The organism is Phenylobacterium sp. LjRoot97, assembly GCF_964254345.1.
Classification (GTDB): domain Bacteria; phylum Pseudomonadota; class Alphaproteobacteria; order Caulobacterales; family Caulobacteraceae; genus Phenylobacterium.
This window is the reverse complement of the sequence record NZ_CAXUTH020000001.1, coordinates 1,097,983-1,123,928: the sequence shown is the minus strand read 5'-3', so window position 1 is coordinate 1,123,928 and position 25,946 is coordinate 1,097,983. Positions and strand designations below refer to the sequence as shown.

Sequence of the window (25,946 nt, the reverse complement as noted above, 5' to 3'; positions counted from 1 at the left end):
GAGGGCCCCATGTCATTGGCTCTAGCGACCCTGATCTACGAGTGGCGCCGCTATCTGGCGGCGGTGATCGCGCTCGCCTTTTCGGGCCTGCTGATCCTGGCCCAGGTCGGCATGTTCACCGGCATGATCCAGGCTGCCACGGCGACGATCAACCGCTCGCGCGCCGATCTGATGATCATGCCTGCCAAGTCGGAAAGCCTCATCAACTCAGGCCCTTCCAGCCTGCCGCGGCGCATCGGTCCGCAGCTCTACCTCAACCCCAACGTTGCAGAGGTCGCCAGCTTCGACGGCGGCGGCGGCCGCTGGACCAACCAGCCCAAGGACGGCCAGAAGCAGGTCACCACCTTCGTGCAGGTGAACATGGTCGACACCGAAGCGGGCGCCCTGACCCTGCCGGTCGACTACCCGGAAAGCGTGCGCATCGCGCTGATGGAGCCGAACGCCGTCGCCATCGACCGCTCGGGCCTGGGCCGTCTTGGCGTCAAGCTCGGTGACACCGCCACGGTCAACGGCAAGACGGTCCGCGTCCGCGCCCTGCTCGACAATTATCCCGACATCAACCAGCCCTCGATCGTCGTCTCGCGCGACACGCTTCGCCGGCTCGGCATGATGGAGAAGGGCGAGAAGACCGGCCCGCTGATGGTCCGCGTCAACAATCCCGCCCAGGCCGCGGCGGTCCGCGACCAGCTCAACGCCGACGCCAAGGGCGCCTATCGCGCCTGGACCCGCGCCGAGCTCGCCAAGGCCAACGAGAGCGCGCTGATGAAGGAGCAGATCATCGGCATCTTCCTCGGCTTCTCGGTGTTCCTCGGCTTCCTGATCGGGGTCGGCATCACGTCCCAGACCCTGCGCGGCGCCATCCTCGCCAACATCAAGGAGTTCGCCTCCCTGCGCGCGCTCGGCGTCTCGATGGGCTCGCTGCGGCTGATCGTGCTGGAGCTGTCGTTCTGGGTCGGGGTCGTGGGCCTCGGCGCCACCGCCCTCTTCACCTTCCTCGTCTCGATGCTGGCGCGCAGCGGCGGCCTGCCGATGGGCTTTCCGATGGGCTGGGTCGTGGCGGTCGGCGTGCTGCTGATGGCGATCTCGCTGGCCTCCGGGCTGATGGCCCTCGGCATCCTCAAGAAGAGCCAACCTGCGGACCTGCTGCGATGACCTCCAAGACCGCCATCGCCCTGCAGGGCACGGGCCTCACCAAGCGCTTCAAGACCGGCCGCACCCACATCGAGGTGCTCAAGTCCGTCGACTTCGACTGCCGCCACGGCGAGATGACCATGGTCATGGGCCCGTCCGGCTCGGGCAAGTCGACCCTGATCGCCAGCCTCTCGGGCCTGCTGCGGCCGGACGAAGGCCAGGTCGTCGCGCTCGGCGAGGACCTCTGGAGCCAGCGCCCCGGCAAGATCGACAAGTTCCGCCTCGACCACTGCGGCTTCATCTTCCAGGGCTTCAACCTGTTCGGCGCGCTCAGCGCCCTGCAGCAGGTGACGACGATCCTGAAGTACAAGGGCTACTCGCCGTCGGAAGCCAAGGACCGCGCCGCCCTGGCCCTGACCGAGGTCGGCCTGGGCCATCGCCTCGACCAGCGCCCGTCCGAGCTGTCCGGCGGCGAGAAGCAGCGCGTCGCCATCGCCCGCGCCCTGGCCAAGGATCCGCGCTTGCTGTTCGCCGACGAGCCGACCAGCGCCCTCGACGGCGAGAACGGCCAGATCGTCATCAAGCTGCTGCAGCGCGCGGCCAAGGAGCACGGCGCGGCGGTCATCTGCGTGACCCACGACCCGCGGCTCGAGGCCTATGCCGACCGCATCATCCACATCGAGGACGGACGCATTCTGGACGATCGCCGAACGCGCGACGCCCAGCCTCCCGTCCCCCACACCGAGCTCGTTGGAGCCTAAGAGACCATGCTCGCCTTCGTGAAATCCAACCGCATCAAGATCGCGGTCGTCGCCGCCCTCGTCGTTCTGGGCGGCGGCGCCTTCATGGCGTCGGGTCAGGCCAAGGCCAAGAAGGAAGCCGAGGCCAAGGCCGCCGCGGCCGCCGCGCCCAAGAGCCCGTTCGTCGCCGTCGCCAACGGCAAGGCCGACGTCGAGGGCGGCATGATCCAGGTCGCCGCCCGCCGGGCCGGCATCGTGCGCGAGGTCTATGTCCAGGAAGGCGACAAGGTCGTGAAGGGCCAGATCCTCGCGCGCCAGGAAGACGACGAGCCCAAGCTCTCGGCCGCCCGCGCCGCCGCCGCGGTCGAGCAGGCCAAGGCCCAGATGGCCCAATACCAGGTCCAGCTTTCCAGCGCCGAGCGCGAGCACAAGCGCCTGCAGGGCCTGGTCTCGACCAACTTCGTCGCCGCCCAGAAGGTCGACCAGGCCATCGACAAGATCCGCGAGGCCCAGGCCAACATCCAGGCCCAGCGCGCGGCCATCGCCACCGCCCAGGCCGCTCTGGAAGAAGCCCGCTACAATCTCGAACTGACCATCATCCGCGCCCCGACCGACGGACGCATCGCCCGCCGCTACGCCAATCCGGGCGCCGGCGCCTCGACGCTCAACGTCTCCAACATGTTCGACCTGGAGCCCGAGGCCCCGCGCATCGTCCGCGCCGAGATCGCCGAGAGCGCCCTGCCCCACGTCGCCATCGGCCAGACCGTCCAGATCGCCCCGGAGTCCGAGCCGACCAAGGTCTACAATGGCAAGGTCCTGCGCCGCGCTGCGGTGTTCGGCGCCCGCAAGCTGCAGTCGGACGATCCCAGCGAGCGCGCCGACGACCGCGTCGTCGAGGTGGTGGTCAGCGCCGACAGCGCCCCCTTCCTGATCGGCCAGCGCGTGCTGGTGAAGTTCATGCGCGACGGCGCGGCCGCCCTGGCGGCCCGCTGACCGGCGACGCCTGACCTCATCGGCCGCCAGGACGGAGGGAACCACGGCCAGAAATTTGAGGGATGCACCCGATAGGCGCGGCCGGCTCTTTGGCTTTCCGTGACTCCGCCGGGATGCGCCGCAGCACCCCTAAGGCGACGCCGCCCCCGGCCGACAAGGAGTTGGTCAATGGGCACGACAGCCGCCTCCTCGCCCCCGCCAGGCGACGCCGACATCTTCGTCGGCATGGACGCCGTCGAAATCAAGGTCACGATCCGTCCGGACCAGGAGCTTCGCGCCGAGCGCGAGATGCAGGTCAATGAGGACACCGCCGAAATCCGGGTGATCTACTTCTATGACACCCCGGATCTGGACCTGCTGAATGCGGGGATCGCGGTCCGCTCGCGCCTCGTGAAGGGCGACGCCGACGACTCCACCGTCAAGTTCCGGCCGGTCGAACAGGCGAACATCTCGGAGGCCTGGAAGATCCTGGAAGGCTTCAAGCTGGAGGCCGACTGCGTCGGCGAGCGGGTGGTCCGCTCGGCCTCGCTGACCTGTCTCCAGAAGCGCGACGAAATCGACGAGGTCGCCGAAGGCAAGCGGCCGATCGACAAGCTCTTCTCCCAGGACCAGGAGCGCTTCCTGACCGAGTTCTCCAGTCACCCCATCGACTTCTCGAAACTGAGCGTCATGGGTCCGATCCGCGTTCTGCGCTGGAAGCTGGAACACAAGGGCTTTCCGTACCGGCTGACGGTCGAGGAGTGGCGGCTCCCCGACGGCGACGACCTGGTCGAGGTCTCCATCAAGACCTCGCCTGAGGATGCCGCGACGGCCCGGACGGCGTTCGAAGCTCACCTCGCCAAGCTCGGCCTCGACCCGCAGGGCGCGCAGGAAACCAAGACCCGCACAGCGCTGGAATACTTCGCCAAGACGCTCAAGGGCGCCTCGGCCTAGTTCCGGCGCGGGAGGCTCCTATGCCGCCGATCGTTCCTCGATGGGAGTGGCGCGCATTCGCCGCCGGCTTCGGAAGCCTGGGAGAGCGCTTCGCCGCGTCGCCGCAGACCGGCGTGCAGGACAGCGACGAGATCTACTTCGTCGGCGGCTCCGGCGCGATCGTGAAGGTCCGCGACGCGCTGTTCGACGTGAAGGTGCTGCGCGAGGTGGACGCCTTCGGGCTCGAGCGCTGGGAGCCGGTGCTCAAGCAACCCTTCCCTCTGCCGGCCGCGGTGGCGGCCGACGTCTATAGGGCGCTCGGGCTCCCGACGCCGGACCTCCGCCGCGAGGCCTACACCCTCGACCAGGTCATCGATGACCTGGTCGCGCCCGCGGGGGTGCTCCACCCGGTGCAGGTTCACAAGCATCGCGTCCGCTTCACCGTCGACGGGTGCATGGCCGAGATGTCCGACGTCCTCGCCGCGGGAAAGCGATGCCGCACGATCGCCATCGAGGACGAGGATCCGGCTGCGGTCGTCCGCGCCGTCACGTCCGCTGGCCTGGGCGGCTACCGGAACACCAACTACCCACGCGGCCTGCAGCGGCTGCTTGGCGAGGCGCCCGAACGCTGCGCCGTGATCGACGTCGGGACGAATTCGGTGAAGCTGCATCTCGCCGAGCGAGACGGCTCCGGCTGGCGGTCGATTGTGGATCGGGCCGAGCTGACGCGTCTCGGTGAAGGCCTCGAGGCGAGCGGCGAGATTTCGCCAGCCGCCGCCGCCCGGACCGTCGACGCCATCTGCGCGATGGTGGAGGAGGCCGGCCGCCGCGGCGCCGACGCCATCCTCGCCGTCGGCACCGCCGGCATGCGGCTGGCCCGCAACAGCGCGGCGGTCATCGATCTGGTCCGGGCGCGAACCGGCGTCGAGATCGAGGTGATCTCCGGCGAGGAGGAGAGCCGGCTGGCCTACCGCGCCGTCGAGGCGGGCCTGACTGCAGCCGCCGGGTCCCTCGTCGTCTTCGACACCGGCGGCGGCAGCAGTCAGTTCACCTTCGGCCAGGGCGGCCAGGTGCGCGAACGGTTCAGCGTCAATGTCGGCGCGGCCCGCTACACCGAGCGCTTCGGCCTGGGCGGCGCCGTCGACCCCGAGGCGTTGACCGCGGCGCTGGCGGCGATTTCGGCGGACCTGTCGCGCCTCGACGGACGCACGCCGCCCGACCTCCTGGTCGCCATGGGCGGGGCGGTCACCAACCTGGCGGCGGTCAAGTTCGCACTGAGCACCTACGCCCCCGACGTCGTGCAGGGCGCCGTCCTGGATCGGGCCGAGATCGATCGCCAGATCGAGCTCTACCGGTCCTGCGACGCGGCGGCGCGACGGGCGATCGTCGGCCTCCAGCCCAATCGCGCCGAGGTCATCCTGGCCGGGGCCTGCATCGTCAGGACGGTCATGGACAAGCTCGGCGCCGGCGCGCTGACCGTCAGCGACCGGGGTCTCCGGCATGGCGTCGTCGTCGACCGCTTCGGCGCCTAGCGGCCACCTGGCCTTCGGGCCGCGCCCCGCACGCTCGCCCGTGACCTGGACGACGGGGAGGAACGCTTGACGTCCCCTCTCCCGCACCGCACAAACCGCGGCGAAAATTCAAACCCCTGTTTGATGGGAGACTTCTCATGGCGGACATCCGCTTCGACGGCAAAGTCGCGATCGTCACCGGCGCGGGCGGCGGCCTGGGCCGTCAGCACGCCCTGGAACTGGCCCGTCGCGGCGCCAAGGTCGTCGTCAACGACCTGGGCGGTTCGGTCGACGGCTCGGGCGGCTCCTCGGCCGCGGCCGACGCCGTGGTCGCCGAGATCAAGGCCGCCGGCGGCGAAGCCATCTCCAACGGCTCGTCGGTCACCGACGACGCCGGCGTCGCCCTGATGATCAAGCAGGCGATGGACACCTGGGGCCGCATCGACATCCTGATCGCCAACGCCGGCATCCTGCGCGACAAGTCCTTCTCCAAGATGGACATCTCGGACTTCGAGCTGGTCGTGAACGTCCACCTCATGGGCACCGTGAAGCCTGTGAAGGCGGTCTGGGAGATCATGAAGGAGCAGAACTACGGCCGCATCGTCGTGACGACCTCGTCGTCGGGCATGTACGGCAACTTCGGCCAGTCGAACTACGGCGCGGCCAAGCTCGGCATCATCGGCTTCATGAACACCATCAAGCTCGAAGGCCAGAAGAACAACATCCACATCAACGCCATCAGCCCGGTCGCCGCCACCCGCATGACCGAGAACCTGATGCCGGCCGAGGTGCTGGAGCGTCTGAAGCCGGAATACGTGACCCCGGGCGTCGTCTACCTGGCCTCGGAAGAAGCCCCGAACGGCGCGATCCTGACCGCCGGCGCCGGCGCCTTCGCCCTGTCGCGCATCTACGAAACCGAGGGCGTCTACCTCGGCGAGGGCGGCCTCTCGGTCGAAGAAGTCCGCGACAACTGGGCCAAGATCGCCGACCCGGCCGGCCAGCAAGCCTACGTCACCGGCGGCGAGCAGAGCGGCAAGTTCTTCCGCAAGCTGCAAGGCGGCTAAGCCTCCTCATCTGAGGCACTCGAATACGCGGGCGGTCGCTCCTCACGGGGCGGCCGCCCGTTTTCGTTTCAGGCCGCCTCGATGTCGGCGATCAGCCCCGGTCCCGTCGGCGTCCAGCCCAGCTTCTCCCGGGTCAGGGCGCTGGAGGCCGGCACGTCGTGCGTGGCGAACATCGCCATCCAGCCGAAGTGCGCAGGCGCCTCCTCGGCTGCGATCGAGCGGGCCGGAACCCCGACGCGCCGCCCGACCGCCTCGGCGATCGCCCGCATCGCAATCCCTTCCTCGGCGATGGCATGGTAGCGGGCGCCGCGCTCGCCGCGCTCCAGCGCCAGCCGGTAGAGCCGCGCGGTGTCGCTCACGTGCGCGGCGGTCCAGCGATTAGCGCCCTCGCCGACATAGGCCGAGACGCCCTTCGCCCGCGCCAGCTCGATGGCGTAGGTGATCAGCCCGTGCTTCTCGGTGTCGTGCACCTGCGGCAGCCGCACCACGCCGACGTTGACGCCCTTGGCCGCCGCCGCTTGCGCCGCTTCCTCCGACGCCGCCCGCGGCAGCAGCGCCGAACTCGCCGGCGGATCGTCTTCGCGCGCCGTCTTGCCTGGCCCGGCGGTGCTCATCCCCGTGCCCGAGGTCACCAGCAACGGTCGATCGGATCCGGCCAGGACCCCGGCCAAGGCCGCCACGACCCGTCGGTCGTCCTCGCAATTGGCCTGGTAGGTCGAAAAGTCGTGATTGAACGCCAGGTGGATCACGCCGTCCGCCTGAGCCGCGCCCGCCTTCAGGCTGGCCAGGTCCTCCAGCGATCCAGGGTGCGCTTGCGCGCCCAGCGCGGCCAGCGCCTCGGCGCCGGCTTCCGAACGGGTCAACCCCAGCACCTGATGGCCGGCGCCGATCAGTTCAGCGGTCACCGCCGCCCCGACGAACCCCGTCGCCCCTGTCACGAATACGCGCATGCCCGATCTCCTTGGCTATCTCGATCCACAGGGTGCGCGCGCCTCCTCATCCTGGTAAAGTAGTGCCTTTATCAGGGTATAATGGGTAACAGCATGAGCCTGGCCTTCGCGGACGACAACCGGCTCGGGACCTACCTCAAGGACCGCCGCGGCAAGCTTGATCCCACGGCGCTGGGCTTTGCGACCGGCCGGCGGCGCACGCCCGGCCTGCGCCGCGAGGAGGTCGCCCAGCGCGCCAATATCAGCCCGACCTGGTACACCTGGCTCGAACAGGGCCGCGGCGGCGCGCCTTCGGCCGACGTGCTCGACCGCATCTCCCGCGCCCTGCTTCTGACCGAGGCCGAACGCGAGCATCTGTTCCTGCTCGGCCTCGGCCGACCGCCCGAGGCCCGCTACCGGCCGAGCGAAGGCGCCTCGCCGCGCCTGCAGCGGGTGCTCGACGCCTTGCTGCCCTGCCCGGCCCTGATCCGCACCGCGACGTGGGACGTGGTGGCCTGGAACCGCGCAGCCAGCGTGCTGCTCACCGACTACGACGCCGCCCCGCCGGAGGAGCGCAACGCCCTGCGGCTGATGTTCCTCGACCCGCAGGCCCGCTCCCGGCACTACGACTGGGACGCCATCGCCCGCTTCGTGGTCAGCGCCTTCCGGGTCGACGCCGCCCGCGCCGGGGCGGCCGACGAAGTCGCCCCGCTGGTCGAGGAGCTCTGCCGCCGAAGTCCGGAGTTCGCCGCCATGTGGCGCGAGAACGAGGTCCTGCCCCACGTCGAGGCCGTCAAGCGGATGCGCCACCCGCAGCTGGGGACCATCGCCTTCGAGCATTCGGTCTTCGCTGTCGACGGGCGGCTGGACCTCAGCATGCTGGTCTACAATCCGGTCAGCCCCGCCGACGCCGGGAAGATCGCCGCGCTGCTCGATACGACCGCGCGCAAGGCCTGACGCCGCCCTCTATGCGTGCATGCGGGGCGGCGCGCGCGACGCACCGTCGCGCTCTCTCCCGCATTTCAACGAATTCACTTGCCGCAACCTAGGTGATCGCGCGTAACCTAACGGCATGAGGTGGCCCGTCAGAGGCTCGCCCACCCTAGGGAGAATCGAACCTTGACCCAGGCCTCGCCGGCTCCGCGCGCCAGCACGTTGCCGCTGTCCACCATCTTCGCCTTCGCGGCCACCAGCCTACCGATTCAGGCGGTGATCATCGCGGTGGCGGTCTACCTTCCCCGACATTACGCCAGCCACCTGGGTGTCAGCCTCGCCGCCGTCGGCGGCGCCTTCTTCATCGTCCGCATGATCGACATTCCGGTCGACGGCCTGCTGGGCTGGGTGATGGACAAGACGCGGACCAAGTGGGGCCGCTACCGGCTCTGGACCGTGGTCGGCGCGCCGTTCCTGATGGCCTCGATGTACTGGCTGTTCATGCCGGCCGAAGGGGTCGGGATCGGCTACCTGATCTTCTGGCTGCTGGTCATGTACCTGGGCACCTCGATCCTCAGTCTCTCTCACGCGGCCTGGGCCGCGACCCTGGCGCCGACCTATCACGACCGCTCGCGGGTGTTCGGCATCATGACCGCGGTGGGGGTGCTCGGCGCCGCCGCCATCCTCGCCATCCCGATCATCGCCGAGCAGCGCGGCCTGCCGGACTCCGGCAACGTCGCCACCATGGGCTGGTTCATCCTCGCCCTGACCCCGATCGCCGTCGGCCTGGTGGTCTGGCGCACGCCCGAGCGGATCGCCCCCGACGTTCCCGGCCACCAGTTCAAGCTGCGCGACTACTGGTCGCTGGTCTCGCGGCCCAGCATGGCCCGCATCCTGGCCGCCGACCTCTGCCTGGCGCTTGGCCCGGGCTGGATGAGCGCCCTCTACCTGTTCTTCTTCACCGACAGCCGCGGCTTCACCACGGGCCAGGCCTCGATCCTGTTGGCCATCTACATCCTGGCGGGCTTCGCCGGCGCGCCGATGATGGGCCGGCTGGCCATGACGATCAGCAAGCACCGTGCGGTAATGGTCGCCACCACCGGCTACTCGCTGATCCTGATCTCGCTGATGGCGATCCCGAAGGGAAACATGCTGATCGCCATGGTCCCGATGTTCGGGGCCGGCTTCCTGGCCGCGGGCTTCAACGTCCTGACGCGCGCGATGACCGCCGACATCGCCGACGAAGTGCGCCTGGAACAGGGCCGCGAACGCTCGGGCCTGCTCTACGCGATCACCACCATGACCTCGAAGATCGCCGGGGCCTTCTCGATCGGCCTGACCTTCCTGGTGCTTGAGGCGGTCGGCTACCAGGCCAAGGAAGGGGCGGTGAACACCCCCGAGGCGATCCACAACCTCGAACTCGCCTACCTGATCGGCCCGGTGGTGTTCGTGATGCTCGGCGGGGCCTGCATGATCGGCTACGCCCTCGACGCCAAGCGCCACGGCGAGATCCGCCGCCAGCTCGACGAACGCGACGCGCTCTACGACGAAACCCCGATCATCGAGGTCGTTTCCGCCGAAGCAGCCATTGCGGTCCCGCCCCAAGCGGGTCGATAACACCACTGCCCCGGCCCGGCTTCGTCCGGGCCGGTTTCATTTTGACCCTGCCCCTCTGCATTTTTCCGGGGCCTGACATTTGAGGCGATACATGGCGCATTCCGCCGCCGGCAGCACCCGCCTGCCCTTGCCCGTCGTTATGGCGTTTTCCTCGACCGCCCTGCCCATCGCCGCCATCGGCCTGGTGATGGCGGTCTACCTGCCGCGGTTCTTCGCGGGCCAGCTCGGCCTGTCGCTGGCCGCCGTGGGCCTGGCCTTCACCATCGTCCGGCTCATCGATCTGGCCATCGACCCGATCTTGGGCATGGCCATGGACCGCACCCGCACGCGCTTCGGCCGCTACCGGCCCTGGCTGCTGGCCGGCGGTCCGATCGTCATGGTCGCCGCCTACATGCTGTTCATGGCCCATCCGGGCATCACCGAGGCCTATCTGATCGAGTGGCTGCTGGTGCTCTATCTCGGCGTCTCGATCCTGACCCTGGCCCAGGCCGCCTGGGGCGCGTCGCTGGCCACCGACTACCATGACCGCTCGCGCGTCTACGGCGTCATCCAGGCGGTCGGCGTCATCGGCGCGGTGCTGATCCTGCTGCTGCCGCTGGCGCTCGGAAAGCGCGGCGAAGGCGCCAACGGCGTCCATGCCATGGGCTGGTTCTGCATCCTGCTGATCCCGGTCACCCTGGCGCTCTGCACCCTGTTCACGCCCGAGCGCGTCGCCCCCGACTCCGGCAAGGAACGCGTCACCCTGCGCGACTACTGGGACCTGATCCGCCGTCCCGAGATGGCCCGCCTGATCTTCGCCGACCTGTTCATGGCGCTTGGCCCGGGCACGACCGCCGCGCTCTACCTGTTCTTCTTCCACGACGCCCGCGGCTATACCGGCCAGCAGACCGGCGTCCTGCTGGTGTTCTTCATCGGCGCGGGCCTGGTCGGCGCCATGTTCTGGGGCTGGCTGGCCCAGAAGATCGGCAAGCACCGCGCCCTGATCGTCTCGGCGGTCGCCTACGCCGTCAGCCAGTCGGCGCTGATGATCATCCCGCCGGCCACCATGGCTTTGGCGATCCCGGGCATGTTCGCGGTCGGCTTCGTCTCCTCGGCCTTCGTGCTGATCGTCCGCGCCATGGTCGCCGACGTCGCGGACGAAGTCCGCCTGGAGACCGGCAAGGAACGCGTCGGCCTGCTCTACGCCCTGGTCACCACGACCCAGAAGATCGGCACCGCGATCACCGTCGGCATCAGCTTCACCGTTCTCGACCTGGTCGGCTACAACGCCGCCGAGGGCGCGACCAACACCCCCGAGGCGATCCGCGGCCTCGAGCTCTGCTACGTCTTCGCCCCGATCATCCTGGTGTTCTTCGGCGGCGCGGCGTTCATCGGCTGGAAGCTCGACGCCAAGCGTCACGCCGAGGTCCGCCGTCAGCTCGACGAACGCGACGCCCTGGCCGCCGAAGCCGGCCTGCTCGAGAGCGTCAGCGGCGTCGGCCTGGCGACCGACGCGCCGCGCTAGATCAGCGCCTTCGCCGCCGCGATGAAGGCCTTGGCGGCCGCGCTCTCGGGCGCGGTCGCCACCAGCGGCCGGCCGGCGTCGCAGGCCTCGCGCAACGGCACCTCCAGCGGGATCTCCGCCAGCACCGGCACGCCGAGCTTTTCGGCCTCGGCCTTGGCTCCGCCGGAGCCGAAGATCGGGATCGGCGCGCCGGTCGTCGGGTCGCTGAAGAAGGCCATGTTCTCGATCACCCCCAAGATCGGCGTCGCCGTCTTCTGGAACATCGAGGCCGCCCGCCGCGCGTCGATCAGCGCGATCTCCTGCGGCGTCGAGACGATCACCACCCCGTCGATCTTCATCTTCTGGATCAGGGTCAGCTGGATGTCGCCGGTGCCCGGCGGCAGGTCGACGACCAGCACGTCCAGCGGCGCGGCCTCCGTGCCCCAGGCCACATCGTTCATCATCTGGCGCACGGCCGAACTGGCCATCGGCCCGCGCCAGATCATCGGCGCGCCCTCGTCGACCATGAAGCCGATCGACATCACCTTCAGCCCCCAGGCCTCCAGCGGCTGCAGCTTGCCGTCCACGAAGGCCGGCTCCTCGTCGATGCCCAGCATCCGCGGCGCCGAGGGCCCATAGACGTCGGCGTCCAGCAGCCCGACCTTCAGCCCCTGGGCGGCGAACGCCGTCGCCAGGTTGACCGAGACCGTCGACTTGCCGACCCCGCCCTTGCCGCTGGCCACCGCGATCACCCGGCGCACGTGGGCCGGGCGCTGAGCGTCGGCCGGCGGGGCGGGCGCAGCCTGCGGATCCTGCGAGACGCGCGCGCCCTTGCGCACCCGGGTGACGCCCTCGGCCGGCGGGGCCGCGGCGTGCTCGGCGGTCAGCACGACCTGCGCCTTCTCGACGCCCGGCAAGGCCGCCAGCACGTCCTGGGCGGCATCGCGCACCGGCGCATACAGCGCCGTTTCGCCGGCCGGCACCTCGAGCATGAAGCCGGCGCGGCCGCGCCCGACCGTCAGCCCACGGACGAGCCCGGCGCTCGCCAACCCCTTGCCCGTCTTCGGGTCGAGGACGCGATCGAGCGCCGCCAGGATGCTGTCGCGGTCGGGGATTGTCGGATCCATACGGCCCTTTGACTTGCTTTAACCGGTGTTGGGCCACATATCCGGCTCACAGCGCCGGTTTACAAGCCCATCCACGGGCCTAACGACGCGGCCGCGCCGAGACGAAAGCAAGACGACGCGACCATGCCTTGGAATGACAACGCGAACCCTGGACCCTGGGGCGCGCCGCCGCCCAACGACGGGAACGGCGACAAGAAACCCGGACCCCGCCGCCCGCTGGGCGGAGGCGGAGGCGGCGGAGGCCCCCGCGGCCCGCGCCGGCCCGAAGGTCCTGAGCTGAACGCCGCCTTCGAGCGGCTGCAGCGCCAGCTGCGCGACTTCTTCGGCGGTCCTGGCGGCGACGGCGTTCGCCCTGCCGCGGTCGCCGCGGTGGCCGGCGTCGGCGTCGGCCTGTGGGCGCTGTCGGGCGTCTACATCGTCCAGCCCAATGAGCAGGCCGTGGTCACCACCTTCGGCGCCTATTCGCGCTCCGAGGCCCCGGGCATCCGCTACCATCTCCCGGCTCCGATCGAGCGGGTCGAGAAGGTGCCGGTCACCACCCTGAACCGCATCGACATCGGCGGGGTGGGCGACGCCAAGGTTCCCGAAGAGAGCCTGATGCTGACCGGCGACGAGAACATCGTCGACCTCAACTTCAGCGTCACCTGGCGCGTCGCCGACGCCAGCAAGTACGTGTTCACGCTGCGCGACCCCGACGCCTCGGTGAAGGCCGCGGCCGAAAGCGCCATGCGCGAAGTGGTCGGCAAGTCCGACCTGCAGCCGATCCTCACCACCGGCCGCGGCCAGGTGCAGGCCCAGACCGCCGAACTGATGCAGAAGACCCTGGATTCCTGGGGCGCCGGCATCAGCGTCGTCGAAGTCCAGATCCGCTCGGCCAACCCGCCGCAGGAAGTGGCCGCCGCGTTCCGCGACGTGAACAGCGCCGGCCAGGACCAGGAGTCGGCCCGCAACGAGGCCAACACCTACCGCAACCGCGTGGTCAACGAAGCCAAGGGTGACGCGGCCAAGCTGGTCCAATCGGCCGAGGGCTACCGCGAGCAGGCCGTCCGTGAGGCGACCGGTGACGTGGCCCGCTTCAACCAGATCTACAACGAGTATCGCCAGGCTCCGGGCGTGACCAAGGACCGCCTCTACATCGAGACCATGGAACGCGTGCTGGCCAAGTCGAACAAGGTCGTCATCGACGGCAAGGGCGCGAGCGCGCCGATCATCCTGCCGCCTGACGTCTTCCGTCCGCGCACCCAGCCGGCCCCGGCCGCGGAGCCCGCTCCGCCCACGGTCGCTCCGACGACGGGAGCCGCCCGATGAACCGCAGCCTTCCCATCCTCGGCATTCTGCTGGCCGGCGCCCTGATCGTCCTGTCGCAGACCTTCTTCATCGTCGATCAGCGCAAGCAGGCGGTGATCGTGCGGCTGGGTGAACCGGTCCGCGTCATCAACGCCCCCGGCGATCCCGATCCCGGCCTCAAGATGAAGGTCCCGTTCGTCGAGAACGTGGTCCAGTTCGACAAACGCAACCTCGCCATCGAGGCCGCCCAGGAGGAAATCACCGCCTCCGACCAGCAGCGCCTGGTGGTCGACGCCTTCGTCCGCTACCGCATCTCCAATCCGCTGCTCTACTACCGCACCCTACGCGACGAGCAGACCGCCAGCGACCGCATCGAGCGGCTGGTCAACTCTTCGCTGCGTCAGGTGCTCGGCACCGCGACCTCGACCGAGATCATCTCGGGCCGTCGCGAAGCGCTGCTGGCTCAGACCAAGAAGGACGTCGTCGCCCGCGCCGCCGCCTCGCGCCTCGGCATCCAGATCATCGACATCCGCATCAAGCGCGCCGACTACCCGCCGCAGATCCAGGAGTCGGTGTTCCGCCGGATGCAGACCAGCCGCCAGCAGGAAGCCGCCCGCATCCGCGCCCAGGGCGAGCAGGAGAAGCGCGAGATCATCGCCGGCGCCGACAAGGAAGTGGCCATCACCCTCGCCACCGCCCGCGAGCAGGCCGAGACCACCCGAGGCGCCGGCGACGCCGTCCGGACCCGGCTCTTCGCCCAGGGCTTCGGCAAGGACCCGGCCTTCGCGTCGTTCTATCGCTCGATGCAGGCCTACGAGGCCTCGCTCGGCCAGGGCGACACGACCATGGTGCTCTCGCCTGACAGCGCCTTCTTCAAGTACTTCGAGCGCGGGCCCAACGCCCGCTAGGGCGCCCATGCCCGCACTCGTCCGGCCAGACCTCGCGCATATGCCGTCCTTCGTGGCGGCGATGCGCGAGGGCTACGCCCGCGACACCCTGCGTCCCGAGACGCCGGAGAGCATCGCCCAAGTGGCGGACGATCCGGCGGCCTTCGTCGCCAGCCAGCTTGCCCCGCCGACCAGCGTCACCCTGCCCGACGGCAGCCAGGGCCCGGCCGTTCCCTACACCGTGCTGTGGTGGGTCGAGGGCGACCAGTTCCTCGGCTCGCTGCACATCCGCCATCACCTGAACGAGAACCTGGAAAAGGTCGGCGGCCACGTCGGCTACGCTGTGCGCCCCTCGGCCCGCGGCCAGGGCCACGCCAGCGCCATCCTCGCCGCCGGCCTCGACTACATCCGCGCGCATCTGCCGCTCGATCGTGTGCTGCTGACGGTCAATGCGACCAACGCCGCCTCGATCCGCGTCATCGAGAAGAACGGCGGCGTCCACACCGCCTCGATCCCGCACATCTGGATCCCCGGCGACACCGCCCTGCACTACTGGATCGAGCTGTAGGCCCGGCCGAGCGCGCCTAGCAGCAGCGACGCGGCGAGGGCCAGCATCGTCAGCCCGACACCGACGTCCAGCACCCGCCAGGACACGGGCCGGGCGAACACCGGCGCCAGCAGGCGCGCGCCGAACCCCAGGGCCGAGAACCACGCCAGGCTGGCCAGCGACGCGCCGGCCATGAACGGCGGCCGCTCGGCCGGCGACAGGCTCGCGCCGACCGCCCCCATCAGCATCACCGTGTCGATGTAGACGTGCGGATTGAGGAAGGTGAAGGCCGCGGCGCCGGCGATCGCCGCGCCCAGCGTCATGCCCGCCTGCTGCTGCACGACCATCACGCCTGGTCGAGCCGCGCGGCGCAGCGCCGACAGCCCATACCAGCCGAGGAACGCCGCGCCGCCCAGGCCCATCGCCAGCGACAGCCCCGGCACGAGGTTGAGCGCCGCGCCCAGCCCCTTCACCCCCGCGATGATCAGCAGCGCGTCCGCGCCGAACAGGTCCGGCTCATGGAGCGCGAGCTGACCGCCGACCTGCCCGGCCTGGGTGACACCGCCGAGCCGCCGTCGATCCGGATCGCCGTCAACGCCGACAGCATGAGCACCTGGTTTCCCCAGGCTGCGGCGGCCTTCGCTCGAGAGACGGCCGCCACCCTCGACCTCGTGTTCGACGACGAGGCGCACACCGCCGAGCGGCTGCGGTCCGGCGAAGTGCTGGCCGCCGTCACCGCCGATCCGGTCCCGGTCCAGGGCTGTCGCACCTACGATCTGGCCCCCCTGGTCTATGTGGCGACCGCGACCCCGGCCTTCGTCGCCGCCGCCTTTCCGACCGGCGTCGACGCAGCCAGTCTGCGGCAGGCGCCGACCTTGCGCTTCGACCGCCGCGACCTGCTCCAGGCGCGCTGGGCCCGCGAGGCCTTGGACCTGGAGCTGAGCGCCCCTGTCCACTGGTCGCCTTCGACCCAGGGCATGCTCGACCTCTGCCTGGCGGGCCTTGGCTGGGCCATGACCCCGCTCGACCTGGCCGCGCCGCATCTGGCCAGCGGCCGGCTGGTCGAACTGCCGCCCGCCCGCCGCATCGCCGTGCCGCTCTACTGGCAGCGCACCCGGCTCGCCGCGCGGCTGCTCGATCGCCTCACCCTGGCGGTTCTCGCCGCCGGCCGGTCGGACGGCGAATTATGATGAACGCCGTTATGCGACATGACATGCTGCCCCAACTCACTCTGAGGGCGGCGATGGGCGAGCGTCCAAGAGGAGGTCTCGACAGCGGGCGTTCATGACGCAGCCAACCTCCGAACCGGCCCGCGTCATCGGCGTCGCCGGGGTCGCGCTCACCTCCTTCAACTGCGTCGTCGGGGTCGGCATCTTCGCCCTGCCTGGGCTGGTCGCCGGGGTGCTGGGTCCGGCCGCGATCCTGGCCTACGGCGCCTGCCTGCTGCTCATCGGACTGGTCGCGCTGTGCCTGGCCGAAGCCGGCAGCCGCGTGCCCCATGCCGGCGGTCTCTACGCCTACGCCACGGCGGCGTTCGGTCCCGTGGTCGGCGGCGTCACCGGGGCGCTGGCCCTGTTCGCCACTTCGATCGGCAGCGCCGCGGCCCTGGCCCGGTTCTTCATCGACACGCTGGCGAGCTTCATTCCCGCCGTCGGCGAGCCGATCGGCGCGATCATGGTCCTGCTGGCCCTCTACGGCTTCCTGGCGATCTCCAACACCTTGGGAACACGCGGCGGCGGCCGTCTCGCCATCGTCTTCGGCATCCTGAAGTTCACGCCGCTGCTGCTGCTGATCCTCGTCGGGGCGTTCGCCGTCCAGCCGCAGAACCTCGTCTGGACCTCCGTCCCGCCGGTCGCCAAGGTCGGCGAGGGCGCGCTGCTGCTGTTCTTCGCCTTCATGGGCATCGAGTCCGGCCTCTGCATCTCCGGCGAGACGCGCAATCCCTCGCGGACGATCCCACGGGCCATCGCCCTGACCCTGATCATCGTCGCGGCGCTCTATATGGGCCTTCAGGGCGTGACCCAGGGCGTGCTCGGCCCGGCCCTGGCTGCGTCCAAGACGCCGCTGGCCGACACTGCGGGCGCCGTCTTCGGCCCCTGGGGCGCATCGCTGCTCGGCGTGCTGACGCTGCTGTCGGCCGGCGGCTATCTCGCCGCCGACATGCTGTGTACGCCGCGGATCGCCTTCGCCCTGGCGCGAGCCGGCCAGTTGCCGCAAGTGATCGGCCGGCTTGATCCGCGCTTCGGCACGCCCGCCGTGGCGATCTGGCTCTACTCGGGGCTGGTGATCCTGCTCGCCCTGTCGGGCAGCTTCCAGCAGATCGCCGTGCTGGCGGTCGCCGGGACGCTGGTCAGCTACATGATCTGCTGCCTGGGGGTGCTTCGTCTGCGCGCCGTGGACTTCAAGGGCGACGGCGCGCCGTTCGTCGCCCCGGGCGGGTGGATCGCGCCCGTCGCCGCGGCGGGCATGATCGTCTGGCTGCTGAGCACTCTGGCGCCGCGCGAGTTGGCCGCAACCCTTGCATTTGTGGTCGTCGCCGGCGCGGCCTACGCGACGCGGCAGGCATTGCAACGTCGTTCCCTGGTCGAATCCTAGACGATCCTGCCCCGAAACAGCCCCAAACTGCGTCCATCCGCAGCAGGCCCTAAAGGGAACCAAGCTGCGCCTTGGCCGCTTTCCGGCGTGAGTCCCTACGTCGGAGCCCGCACTTTGCGCACCCAACAACTTCTCTACGCCGCGGCCAGCGTTGTTATTTTCCTGATCCTGCTGCTCATCGGATTTGGGCTCAGCCATCGCGGCGAGGCCCCGGCCGCCCGCGGCGCGACCAACTTCGTCGACGCGGTCCAGCGGGCCCAGTCCGCCACCGTCATGCTCACGGTCTCCGGCTCTGACGGCCGCAATGGCGGCGCGCCAATGCAGATGGGCTCGGGCTTCGTGGTCTCGGCCGACGGGCTGGTGGTCACCGCCGCCCATGTCACCGGCGGCCTGCCGGTGGTCAATCTGGTGTTCGCCGACGGCACGGTCGCCCGCGCCGAACTGGCGGGCGCCAACGAAGCCGCCGACGTCGCCGTCTACCGCGCCACCCCCGGCCGCCAACTCTCGGCCCTCTCGTTCGGCGACAGCAACCAGGTCAAGGCCGGCCAGCCGGTCGTGTTGATGGGCGCGCCGTACGGCCTGGTCGGCACCGCCACCTCGGGCATAATCTCGGCTGTGAACCGCCAGATCGGCGCGCCGGTCGACGAGGACGACCCCTTCGCCGGCGCGGCGCTCAGCGGCCCGGTGAAGGCCTACCTGCAGACAGACGCGGCCCTGACCGCCGGCGGCTCCGGCGGCCCGCTGCTCAACAGCGCCGGCCAGGTGATTGGCATGGCCAGCGCCCGCGAGTCTCGCGGCGAGCCCGGCGCCGGCCTGGCCTTCGCCATCCCGGCCAATGTCGTGAAGTCGGTCGTCGACGAGGTGAGGGCCGGCCCGCCGCCGGCCGCCGCGCCCGCCCAGCGCTAGCCGCGCACCGCGACCATCAGCCTGCGCACTTCGTGCAGGTCGCCGGCGACCCGCACGCACAGCTCGCGCATCTCCTCGGTGGCTTCCAGCAGATCGGGGACCATGACCGTCATCATCCCGGCCGACGAGGCGGCGCGCACGCCGTTGTGGCTGTCCTCCAACGCCAGGCACAACTCCGGCGCCACGTTCAGCCGCGCAGCCGCGGCCAGGAACGGATCGGGGTTCGGCTTGCCGCGCTCATAGTCGCCGCGCGCCAGGATGGCGTTGAAGCGCGGGATGATCCCGCTCTTGCCCAGGTGCGCCTGCACCGCCCGGTGGCTGGACGAGGTGGCGATCGCCCGCGGCAGGCCCAGTTCGTCCAGCTGGTCGAGCATCTCCAGCACGCCGGCCTTCAGGGCGATGCCGGTCTCGCAGGCCGCATCGACGTGCTCCATGACCCGCGCGTTGAAGACGTCGATCGGGAAATCGGCGCCGAAGTGGTCGAGGACCTTCTGGTTGCCGGCCGGACCGGGCAATCCGATCATGCTCATGAACAGGGTCAGCGGCATGTCGTGACCGTGCTCGGCGCAGGTCGCGGTCATGGCGTCGCGATAGACGACCTCGGTGTCGCAAAGCAGGCCGTCCATGTCGAAGACGACGGCCACGGGAAGACGGGGCAAACTCATGGCCGGGCTTCTAGCGCGCGGCGGCCGTGAGCGGAATTCAAACCCGGCTTCAGTCCGTTACGAACTCTTCGGCGCGGTAGCCCTGGAAGTAGAGCAGCGCCGTCAGGTCGGCATGGTCGACCTTGGCGTCGGCCTGGGCCGCGACGATCGGCTTGGCGCGGTACGCCACGCCGAGGCCCGCGGCCTCGATCATCGCCAGGTCGTTGGCGCCGTCGCCGACCGCCAGGGTCTGCGAGAGCTCGATCCCCATCCCGGCCGCCTCTTCCTTCAGCGCCGCCAGCTTGGCCTCCCGGCCCAGGATCGGCTCGCCGACCGTGCCGGTCAGGGCTGCGCCGTCCTCGTTCAGGGTGTTGGCCCGATTGGCGGCAAAGCCCGCCGCCTGCGCCACCCGCGAGGTGAAGAAGGTGAAGCCGCCCGAGACCAGCACCGCGCGGCCGCCGCCCGCCGACATGGTCCGTACCAGGGTCCGCGCCCCGGGGTTCAGCCGCACGCGCTCGTCATAGGCCCGCTGCAGGTCGCCGAGCGGCAGTCCCTTCAGCATCCCGACCCGCTCGCGCAGGGCGCCTTCGAAATCCAGCTCGCCGCGCATGGCCCGCTCGGTGATCTCCGAGACCTTGTCCTTCACGCCGGCGAAGTCTGCCAGTTCGTCGATGCACTCGACGTTGATGATGGTCGAATCCATGTCGGCCAGCAGCAGCCGCTTCTTGCGGCCGTCCCAGGGCTGGGCGCAGGCGTCGACGCCGCTCCCGGCCAGGGCCGCCTCGGCGGCCGCGCGGACACTCGCGACGTCGGCGCCGTCCACCAGCAGGTCGAGCGCGCCGGGCCCCAGGGTGCGGGGCTCCTTGACGCGGGCGTGCACGCCTGCGAGCGCTGGGGCCAGTGTGGCGAGCGCCTTCGCGGCGGCGTCTGAATCGGGACCGACAAGGGTAAGGGCGATCTGCATGGAGCCCCGCATCTGGCTGATCGCCGGGCCGACCGCAAGCGGCAAGTCGGCCCTGGCCCTGCGCCTGGCTCGCGAAATCGGGGCTGAGATCGTCAACGCCGACGCGCTGCAGCTCTACCGCGACCTGCGACTGCTGACCGCCCGCCCCTCCCCCGAGGAGGAGGCCGCCGCCCCGCACCACCTGTTCGGCGTCGTCGACGCGGCCGAGGGCTGGTCCGTCGGCCGCTGGCTGCGCGCCGCCGTGGCCTTGATCGACGAGATCGCCGCCCGCGGTCGCCCGACCGTGATCGTCGGCGGCACCGGCCTCTATTTCCGCGCCCTGACCCACGGCCTGGCCGAGGTGCCCGACACCCCGCCGCAGATCCGGGTGCAGACCGCCGCCGAGTTCGAGGCGATGGGCGAGGCGGCCTTCCGCGAGCGGCTGGCGCAGGCCGATCCCGCCGCGCAGGCGCGCATCTCGCCGGCCGACCGCCAGCGCCTGACCAGGGCCTGGGAGGTGTTCGCCGCCACCGGGACCTCGCTCAGCGACTGGCAGGCGCGCACCGATCCGGCCATCGCCCCGGGGACCTGGGCCGGCGTCGCGCTCGACCCGCCGCGCGAGGCGCTGTTCGATCGTTGCGACGCGCGACTGGAGATCATGGTCGAGGCCGGCGCGCTGGACGAGGTCGCCGCCCTCGCCGCCCGTGGGCTCGATCCCAATCTCCCGGCCATGAAGGCGGTCGGCTACCGCGAGCTGGCGGCCGCGCTGGCCGGCGAGGTCAGCCTTTCGGCAGGTTTGCAGAACGCCCAGCGCGAAACCCGCCGATACGCCAAGCGTCAGGCCACCTGGCTGCGGGGTCAGATGGCCGACTGGCCGCGCCTTACCGCCGTCGCCCATGAGGACCAATGGAGGCAGTTTATTGCGCTACACCCCGCCTTGACGGGGTGAGCGGGGCATGTCATGACCTCGACGACTTCATTTGGAGAACGCTCGTGCGTGAGCTTCTTGTACTCTCTGTGCGACCTCTCGCGGACTGACCACGTGTCAGACCGCTGAAGGTCGCTCGCCCAGGCCCCTCGAGGGCCTTTTTTATTGCCGAAAATCAAGGCCTTGCTGAAATGACAGCCCACCAGACGATAGCTGCCGAAACGACGATTGAGACCCTGACCGGCGCCGAGATCGTGGTCCGCGCCCTCATCGACCAGGGCGTCGAAGTGCTGTTCGGCTATCCGGGCGGAGCGGTGCTGCCGATCTACGACGCGCTCTTCGAAGAGCAGCGCCTGCAGCACGTCTTGGTCCGCCACGAGCAGGGCGCGACCCACATGGCCGAGGGCTACGCCCGCTCGACCGGCAAGCCGGGCGTGGTCCTGGTCACCTCCGGCCCCGGCGCGACCAACGCCATCACCGGCATCGTCGACGCGCTGATGGACTCGATCCCGATGGTCGTCTTCACCGGCCAGGTCGCCACGCACCTGATCGGCACCGACGCGTTCCAGGAGTGCGATACGATCGGCATCACCCGCCCGATCACCAAGCATAACTACCTGGTCAAGGACGTCGCCGACCTGCCGCGGATCATCCACGAGGCGTTCCACATCGCCACGTCCGGCCGCCCCGGCCCCGTCGTCATCGACATCCCCAAGGACGTCCAGTTCTCCAAGGGCGTCTACCAGGGCCCGACCGAAGTCACCCACGCGCACAACTACAATCCGCGCACCAAGGGCGACGCCAACAAGATCGCCGAAGCCGTGTCGCTGATCGCCGGCGCCCGCCGCCCGATCCTCTACACCGGCGGCGGCGTCATCAACGCCGGCCCCAGGGCCGCCGAGCTGCTGCGTGAACTGGCCAAGCTGACCGGCGCGCCGGTCACCTCGACCCTGATGGGCCTGGGCGCCTTCCCGGCCTCGGACCCGGCGTGGCTGGGCATGGTCGGCATGCACGGCAGCTTCGAGAGCAACAACGCCATGCACGACTGCGACGTCATGGTGGCGATCGGCGCGCGCTTCGACGACCGCGTCACCGGCCGCCTCGACGCCTTCGCGCCGGGCTCGAAGAAGATCCACATCGACATCGACGCCTCGTCGATCAGCAAGAACGTCCGCGCCGACATCGGCATCGTCGGCGACGCCGCCAGCGTGCTGGAGGACCTGATCGCTGCCTGGAAGTCGCGCAACCTTTCGACCGACAAGGCCGCAATCGACGATTGGTGGCGCCAGATCGAGGCCTGGCGCGCCCGCCAGTCGTTCCGCTATCGGCCCGACGCCAAGCTGATCAAGCCGCAGTACGCCATCGAGCGCCTGTACGAGCTGACCAAGGACCGCGAGACCTACATCACCACCGAGGTCGGCCAGCACCAGATGTGGGCGGCCCAGTACTACCACTTCGACAAGCCCAACCGCTGGATGACGTCCGGCGGCCTGGGCACCATGGGCTACGGCCTGCCGGCCGCGGTCGGCGTGCAGATGGCCCACCCGGACGCCCTGGTCATCGACATCGCCGGCGACGCCTCGGTGCAGATGACCATGCAGGAAATCTCGACCGCCATTCAGTACGACCTGCCGATCAAGGTCTTCATCCTGAACAACGAATGGATGGGCATGGTCCGCCAGTGGCAGCAGCTGCTGCACGGCGAGCGCTACAGCCATTCCTATTCGTCGAGCCTGCCGGACTTCGTGAAGATGGCCGAGGCGTTCGGCGGCGTCGGCATCCGCGCCGAGCATCCGGACGAGCTGGACGACAAGATCCGCGAGATGATCGCCAGCCCCAAGCCGGTGCTGTTCGACTGCCGGGTCACCAAGGAAGAGAACTGCTTCCCGATGATCCCGTCCGGCAAGGCCCACAACGAGATGATCATGGCCGAGGAAGCCCGGGACCTCGGCTCGATCATCGACGACGCCGGCAAGCGTCTGGTCTAGGTCGAGCGGCGGCGCCCCCAGCGCCGCCCGCCTCGCCTCAGCCGTAGAAGAACCGCTCCTCGGCGATCTTGCCGTCCTTGATCGTGTAGACGCCGACCTCGTCCATCTGGATCCGATTACCGGATTCCTTCTGGGTCAGGTCCATCTTGAAGCGCACCACGAACTGGTCGCCGTTCACGTAGGGGCCCTCGACCTCGGTCGAGTGCACCTCGTGGGCGCTGGCCCACCACTCGCCCTTGCCGCGCAGGGCCTCCTTGCCGCGCATCTGCGCCATGTCGCCGGGCGCGGCCTCGACGCTCAGCACGTCGTCGGCCCAGTACTTCTTTCCCGCCTCGTCGAACTTGCCGGCCTTGCAAAGGGCGACCAGATCGTTGGCGATGTCTTGGGTGCTCATGACTGTCAGCTCCAGGGGGGCAGCCCGGGCGCAGCGCCCGGCCCGGCATTCCCGTCACCAAACACCGTTCTGCGCAAGTGAAATGTTCATGACTTGTTCACCCGCAGCCCGCAGTCACGACTTGCCCCCCACGCCTGCTTGTGACACGTCCTCAGCGACCGACGATTAGAGAGCCCCGCATGTCCGACGCCCAGCCCGCCTCCGTCTACGACCTCAGCCACGCCGAGGAAGCCGAGAACCTGGCGACCTTCGCGATCCTGGTCGAAAACGAGCCTGGCGTGCTGCATCGGCTGGTCGGGCTGTTCGCGGCCCGCGGCTACAACATCGAGAGCCTGACCGTCGCCGAGACCGACCGCCGGGCGCACACCAGCCGCGTGACCATCGTCACCCGCGGTGCGCCGCACGTGCTCGAGCAGATCGAGGCGCAGCTGGAGAAGATGGTCGCCACCCGCCACGTCCAGGACGTGACCCGCGACCCCAACGGCCTGGAGCGGGAACTCGCCCTGGTGAAGGTCAAGGGCACCGGCCCCGACCGCGTCGAAGCCCTGCGCATCGCCGACATCTTCCGCGCCAAGGTGCTCGACACCACCATCGACAGCTTCATCTTCGAACTGACCGGCGCCTCCTCGAAGATCGACAAGTTCATCGAGCTGATGCGTCCGCTCGGCCTGGTGGAACTCTCGCGCACCGGCGTGCTTTCCATCACCCGGGGCCCTGACGCCATGTAGGAAGGAGGATCGGATGGTCCGCATCGCCGCGACCGTTCTTGGCCTCGCCTTCCTATCCGCGCCGCACCTGGCCAACGCCCAGGCTGCGCCGCAGCCCGCGCCGCCCGAGCCGGTCCTCGACTGGCCCTGGCCAGATCCCGATCCGAAGTCCTGGTGGGACGACACGCGTCCCAAGCCCGACGAAGCGGCCGACCCGCTGGGCGGCCGCCGCCCTAACCGCGGCGAGCGACCGCTGGTCGTCGCCAACGGCTATGATCCCCTGCTCTATCGCCTATGGGGCCTGCCGCCGCTGCAGAACCAGGTGCTGCGGTCCGGTGAATTGATCGTCGAGATCGCGGTTCGGCCGGCGACTTCGGCGCGCCAGACCTTGGTACGCGCGACCGTGCGGCGCGACGGGAAGGCCTTCATCCAGGCCCGCGCCGGTCTCGGCTGCTGCGAGCCTGGCATCGCCCGCCGCGTCGGCTTCGACGCCGAGGCGCCGCAGGGCGCGGCCGCGCGGCTGGCCGCCCTGGCCCAGGATCCGCTCTGGAGCGCTCCGCGCGAGGTTCGAGTGGTCGACAGCGCCGGGGCGGCCGACGCGCTCTGCGTCGACGGCACCTCCTACGACATGACCCTGGCCCAGCCGGGGCAGGTGCGCGCCGTGCGCCGCGCCTGCGACAGCGCCGAGATCGGCCAGGCTGCTGACGTGCTGGAGACCGTGCTCGGCCTGGCGCTTGGCCACGAGCCGCGCATCGACGTGATCTATCCGGGCGGTGCGAACTATTCGGCGGCGCGGTCCGCCTATCGCGACCTGATCGCCGAGGGCGGCGGGCTGAAGCCCGCGCCGAACGCCCGCCCCCAGCCGCCGAGCTTCACGGAGCCGCCGCCCGAGGACGAGCCGGCGGCTCCGCAGTCGCCTAACGCAGAACGTTGAGGCGGTAGAGCGCCCCGCCGATGATCGCGCCGATCGCGGGGGCGACGAAGAACAGCCAGAGCTGCGACAGCGCCTGGCCGCCGACCAGCACCGCCGGTCCGAAGCTGCGCGCCGGGTTCACCGAAACGCCGGTGACCTGGATGCCGACGATGTGGATGACGGCCAGCGTGATGCCGATGGCCAGGCCCGCGAACCCCGCCGGGGCCGCGCTCGAGGTCGAGCCGAGGATGACGATGACGAACAGGGCGGTCATCACCACCTCGAAGATCAGCGCCGCCTGCATGCTGAACTCGCCCAGATAGCCCGGCCCCCAACCGTTCTGTCCCAGGCGTTCGGGCCAACCGGCGATGGCCGCCAGGATGACGGCGCCGGCCAGCGCGCCGAGGAACTGGGCGATCCAGTAGAGCACCATGTCCCGGGCGTTCATCCGCCCGGCGATGAAGGCGGCCAGGCTGACCGCCGGATTGACGTGGCACCCCGAGATCGAGCCGATCCCGTAGGCCATGGCGACGATCGCGAAACCGAAGGCCAGGGCGATGCCGAGCTGGCCGACATTCTCGCCGCCCAACACGGCGGCGCCGCACCCGAAGAGCACAAGCGTAAGCGTACCGATGAACTCAGCGACGAACTTCTGCATGGAATGCCTCCCGTTTGAAGCGAGGCTAACCCATGGTTGAAGCTTGAGATAGCGCCGCTCTGCGAACGGCGTAACGCTCACTCAGAGTTGAGCACAGCGTGGCTGACCC

Annotated in this window: 26 protein-coding genes; 19 read left to right on the top strand and 7 right to left on the bottom strand. The window is 69.8% G+C overall.

All coding sequences use genetic code 11. The features are described 5' to 3' along the window. Positions 1-9 precede the first annotated feature (9 nt). From ACSQ2H_RS05355 to ACSQ2H_RS05330, 6 genes are all read left to right on the top strand, one after another. Positions 10-1,152, top strand: a complete 1,143-nt coding sequence (locus ACSQ2H_RS05355) for an ABC transporter permease (protein ID WP_436060420.1) — start codon at positions 10-12, stop codon at positions 1,150-1,152. After that, positions 1,149-1,892, top strand: coding sequence for an ABC transporter ATP-binding protein (locus ACSQ2H_RS05350; protein WP_436060419.1), 744 nt, complete (start codon positions 1,149-1,151; stop codon positions 1,890-1,892). The genes ACSQ2H_RS05355 and ACSQ2H_RS05350 overlap by 4 nt, the downstream gene beginning before the upstream one ends. Before the next feature lie 6 nt (positions 1,893-1,898). Then, a complete protein-coding gene (locus tag ACSQ2H_RS05345; protein WP_436060418.1) occupies positions 1,899-2,864 on the top strand; it encodes an HlyD family secretion protein in 966 nt (321 codons plus the stop codon). Between the two features lie 168 nt (positions 2,865-3,032). Continuing rightward, complete coding sequence (locus tag ACSQ2H_RS05340) at positions 3,033-3,797, top strand: hypothetical protein (RefSeq protein WP_436060417.1); 765 nt, start codon at positions 3,033-3,035, stop codon at positions 3,795-3,797. A gap of 20 nt (positions 3,798-3,817) precedes the next feature. Next, positions 3,818-5,308 carry a Ppx/GppA phosphatase family protein gene (locus ACSQ2H_RS05335; protein ID WP_436060416.1) on the top strand — a complete coding sequence of 497 codons (1,491 nt, stop codon included), beginning with the start codon at positions 3,818-3,820 and terminating at the stop codon, positions 5,306-5,308. 137 nt (positions 5,309-5,445) lie between these two features. Next, positions 5,446-6,351, top strand: coding sequence for an SDR family NAD(P)-dependent oxidoreductase (locus ACSQ2H_RS05330; RefSeq protein WP_436060415.1), 906 nt, complete (start codon positions 5,446-5,448; stop codon positions 6,349-6,351). A gap of 68 nt (positions 6,352-6,419) precedes the next feature. Here the strand turns inward: ACSQ2H_RS05330 and ACSQ2H_RS05325 are convergent, their stop codons facing one another. After that, the gene (locus tag ACSQ2H_RS05325) at positions 6,420-7,301 is read right to left on the bottom strand and encodes an SDR family oxidoreductase (RefSeq protein ID WP_436060414.1); all 882 of its coding nucleotides are present in this window, start codon (positions 7,299-7,301) and stop codon (positions 6,420-6,422) included. Positions 7,302-7,394: 93 nt separating this feature from the next. Here ACSQ2H_RS05325 and ACSQ2H_RS05320 point away from each other — a divergent pair, with 93 nt between their 5' ends. The 3 genes from ACSQ2H_RS05320 (at position 7,395) to ACSQ2H_RS05310 (ending at position 11,334) form a co-directional block, all read left to right on the top strand. Continuing rightward, positions 7,395-8,237 (top strand): helix-turn-helix transcriptional regulator, encoded by an 843-nt coding sequence (locus tag ACSQ2H_RS05320; protein ID WP_436060413.1) that lies wholly within the window; start codon positions 7,395-7,397, stop codon positions 8,235-8,237. A gap of 162 nt (positions 8,238-8,399) precedes the next feature. Beyond that, positions 8,400-9,830, top strand: a complete 1,431-nt coding sequence (locus ACSQ2H_RS05315) for an MFS transporter (protein ID WP_436060412.1) — start codon at positions 8,400-8,402, stop codon at positions 9,828-9,830. 91 nt (positions 9,831-9,921) lie between these two features. Next, a complete protein-coding gene (locus tag ACSQ2H_RS05310) occupies positions 9,922-11,334 on the top strand; it encodes an MFS transporter (protein WP_436060411.1) in 1,413 nt (470 codons plus the stop codon). Here ACSQ2H_RS05310 and ACSQ2H_RS05305 read toward each other — a convergent pair. Further along, positions 11,331-12,440 (bottom strand): Mrp/NBP35 family ATP-binding protein, encoded by a 1,110-nt coding sequence (locus ACSQ2H_RS05305; RefSeq protein ID WP_436060410.1) that lies wholly within the window; start codon positions 12,438-12,440, stop codon positions 11,331-11,333. The two genes, ACSQ2H_RS05310 and ACSQ2H_RS05305, sit on opposite strands and share 4 nt — an antisense overlap. A 123-nt stretch (positions 12,441-12,563) precedes the next feature. Here ACSQ2H_RS05305 and hflK point away from each other — a divergent pair, with 123 nt between their 5' ends. The 3 genes from hflK to ACSQ2H_RS05290 are packed head-to-tail and all read left to right on the top strand — an operon-like array spanning position 12,564 to position 15,182. Beyond that, complete coding sequence (hflK, locus tag ACSQ2H_RS05300; RefSeq protein ID WP_436060409.1) at positions 12,564-13,748, top strand: FtsH protease activity modulator HflK; 1,185 nt, start codon at positions 12,564-12,566, stop codon at positions 13,746-13,748. Continuing rightward, positions 13,745-14,635: a protease modulator HflC gene (gene hflC / locus ACSQ2H_RS05295; protein WP_436060408.1), complete on the top strand. Its 891-nt coding sequence runs from the start codon at positions 13,745-13,747 to the stop codon at positions 14,633-14,635. Before hflK ends, hflC begins: the two co-directional genes overlap by 4 nt. Positions 14,636-14,642: 7 nt before the next feature. Then, positions 14,643-15,182, top strand: coding sequence for a GNAT family N-acetyltransferase (locus ACSQ2H_RS05290; protein WP_436060407.1), 540 nt, complete (start codon positions 14,643-14,645; stop codon positions 15,180-15,182). On the opposite strand, the gene ACSQ2H_RS05285 is transcribed toward ACSQ2H_RS05290, so the two are convergent. Continuing rightward, entirely contained in the window at positions 15,164-15,649 is a 486-nt protein-coding gene (locus ACSQ2H_RS05285) for a LysE/ArgO family amino acid transporter (RefSeq protein ID WP_436063548.1), read from the bottom strand. The genes ACSQ2H_RS05290 and ACSQ2H_RS05285 overlap by 19 nt on opposite strands. Here ACSQ2H_RS05285 and ACSQ2H_RS05280 point away from each other — a divergent pair. From ACSQ2H_RS05280 to ACSQ2H_RS05270, 3 genes are all read left to right on the top strand, one after another. Next, positions 15,548-16,351 carry an ArgP/LysG family DNA-binding transcriptional regulator gene (locus tag ACSQ2H_RS05280; RefSeq protein ID WP_436063547.1) on the top strand — a complete coding sequence of 268 codons (804 nt, stop codon included), beginning with the start codon at positions 15,548-15,550 and terminating at the stop codon, positions 16,349-16,351. The genes ACSQ2H_RS05285 and ACSQ2H_RS05280 overlap by 102 nt on opposite strands. A gap of 94 nt (positions 16,352-16,445) precedes the next feature. Beyond that, positions 16,446-17,756: an APC family permease gene (locus tag ACSQ2H_RS05275; RefSeq protein ID WP_436060406.1), complete on the top strand. Its 1,311-nt coding sequence runs from the start codon at positions 16,446-16,448 to the stop codon at positions 17,754-17,756. Between the two features lie 114 nt (positions 17,757-17,870). Continuing rightward, complete coding sequence (locus ACSQ2H_RS05270; RefSeq protein WP_436060405.1) at positions 17,871-18,662, top strand: S1C family serine protease; 792 nt, start codon at positions 17,871-17,873, stop codon at positions 18,660-18,662. Here ACSQ2H_RS05270 and ACSQ2H_RS05265 read toward each other — a convergent pair. Then, positions 18,659-19,327, bottom strand: a complete 669-nt coding sequence (locus ACSQ2H_RS05265; RefSeq protein WP_436060404.1) for an HAD family hydrolase — start codon at positions 19,325-19,327, stop codon at positions 18,659-18,661. The two genes, ACSQ2H_RS05270 and ACSQ2H_RS05265, sit on opposite strands and share 4 nt — an antisense overlap. Positions 19,328-19,376: 49 nt before the next feature. Next, a complete protein-coding gene (gene serB, locus ACSQ2H_RS05260) occupies positions 19,377-20,270 on the bottom strand; it encodes a phosphoserine phosphatase SerB (protein ID WP_436060403.1) in 894 nt (297 codons plus the stop codon). Here serB and miaA point away from each other — a divergent pair. Further along, positions 20,269-21,198, top strand: a complete 930-nt coding sequence (miaA, locus tag ACSQ2H_RS05255; protein WP_436060402.1) for a tRNA (adenosine(37)-N6)-dimethylallyltransferase MiaA — start codon at positions 20,269-20,271, stop codon at positions 21,196-21,198. The genes serB and miaA overlap by 2 nt on opposite strands. A 170-nt stretch (positions 21,199-21,368) precedes the next feature. Further along, positions 21,369-23,165, top strand: coding sequence for an acetolactate synthase 3 large subunit (locus ACSQ2H_RS05250; RefSeq protein WP_436060401.1), 1,797 nt, complete (start codon positions 21,369-21,371; stop codon positions 23,163-23,165). A gap of 37 nt (positions 23,166-23,202) precedes the next feature. Here ACSQ2H_RS05250 and ACSQ2H_RS05245 read toward each other — a convergent pair whose 3' ends face one another. Next, positions 23,203-23,559, bottom strand: a complete 357-nt coding sequence (locus tag ACSQ2H_RS05245; RefSeq protein ID WP_436060400.1) for a SnoaL-like domain-containing protein — start codon at positions 23,557-23,559, stop codon at positions 23,203-23,205. A gap of 179 nt (positions 23,560-23,738) precedes the next feature. Here ACSQ2H_RS05245 and ilvN point away from each other — a divergent pair, with 179 nt between their 5' ends. Together ilvN and ACSQ2H_RS05235 are read left to right on the top strand one after the other, a co-directional pair. Continuing rightward, the gene (ilvN, locus tag ACSQ2H_RS05240; RefSeq protein WP_293401334.1) at positions 23,739-24,287 is read left to right on the top strand and encodes an acetolactate synthase small subunit; all 549 of its coding nucleotides are present in this window, start codon (positions 23,739-23,741) and stop codon (positions 24,285-24,287) included. Positions 24,288-24,300: 13 nt separating this feature from the next. Further along, complete coding sequence (locus ACSQ2H_RS05235) at positions 24,301-25,200, top strand: hypothetical protein (protein WP_436060399.1); 900 nt, start codon at positions 24,301-24,303, stop codon at positions 25,198-25,200. Here ACSQ2H_RS05235 and ACSQ2H_RS05230 read toward each other — a convergent pair. Next, positions 25,184-25,837: an aquaporin gene (locus ACSQ2H_RS05230; protein WP_436060398.1), complete on the bottom strand. Its 654-nt coding sequence runs from the start codon at positions 25,835-25,837 to the stop codon at positions 25,184-25,186. The genes ACSQ2H_RS05235 and ACSQ2H_RS05230 overlap by 17 nt on opposite strands. Between the last annotated feature and the right edge of the window lie 109 nt (positions 25,838-25,946).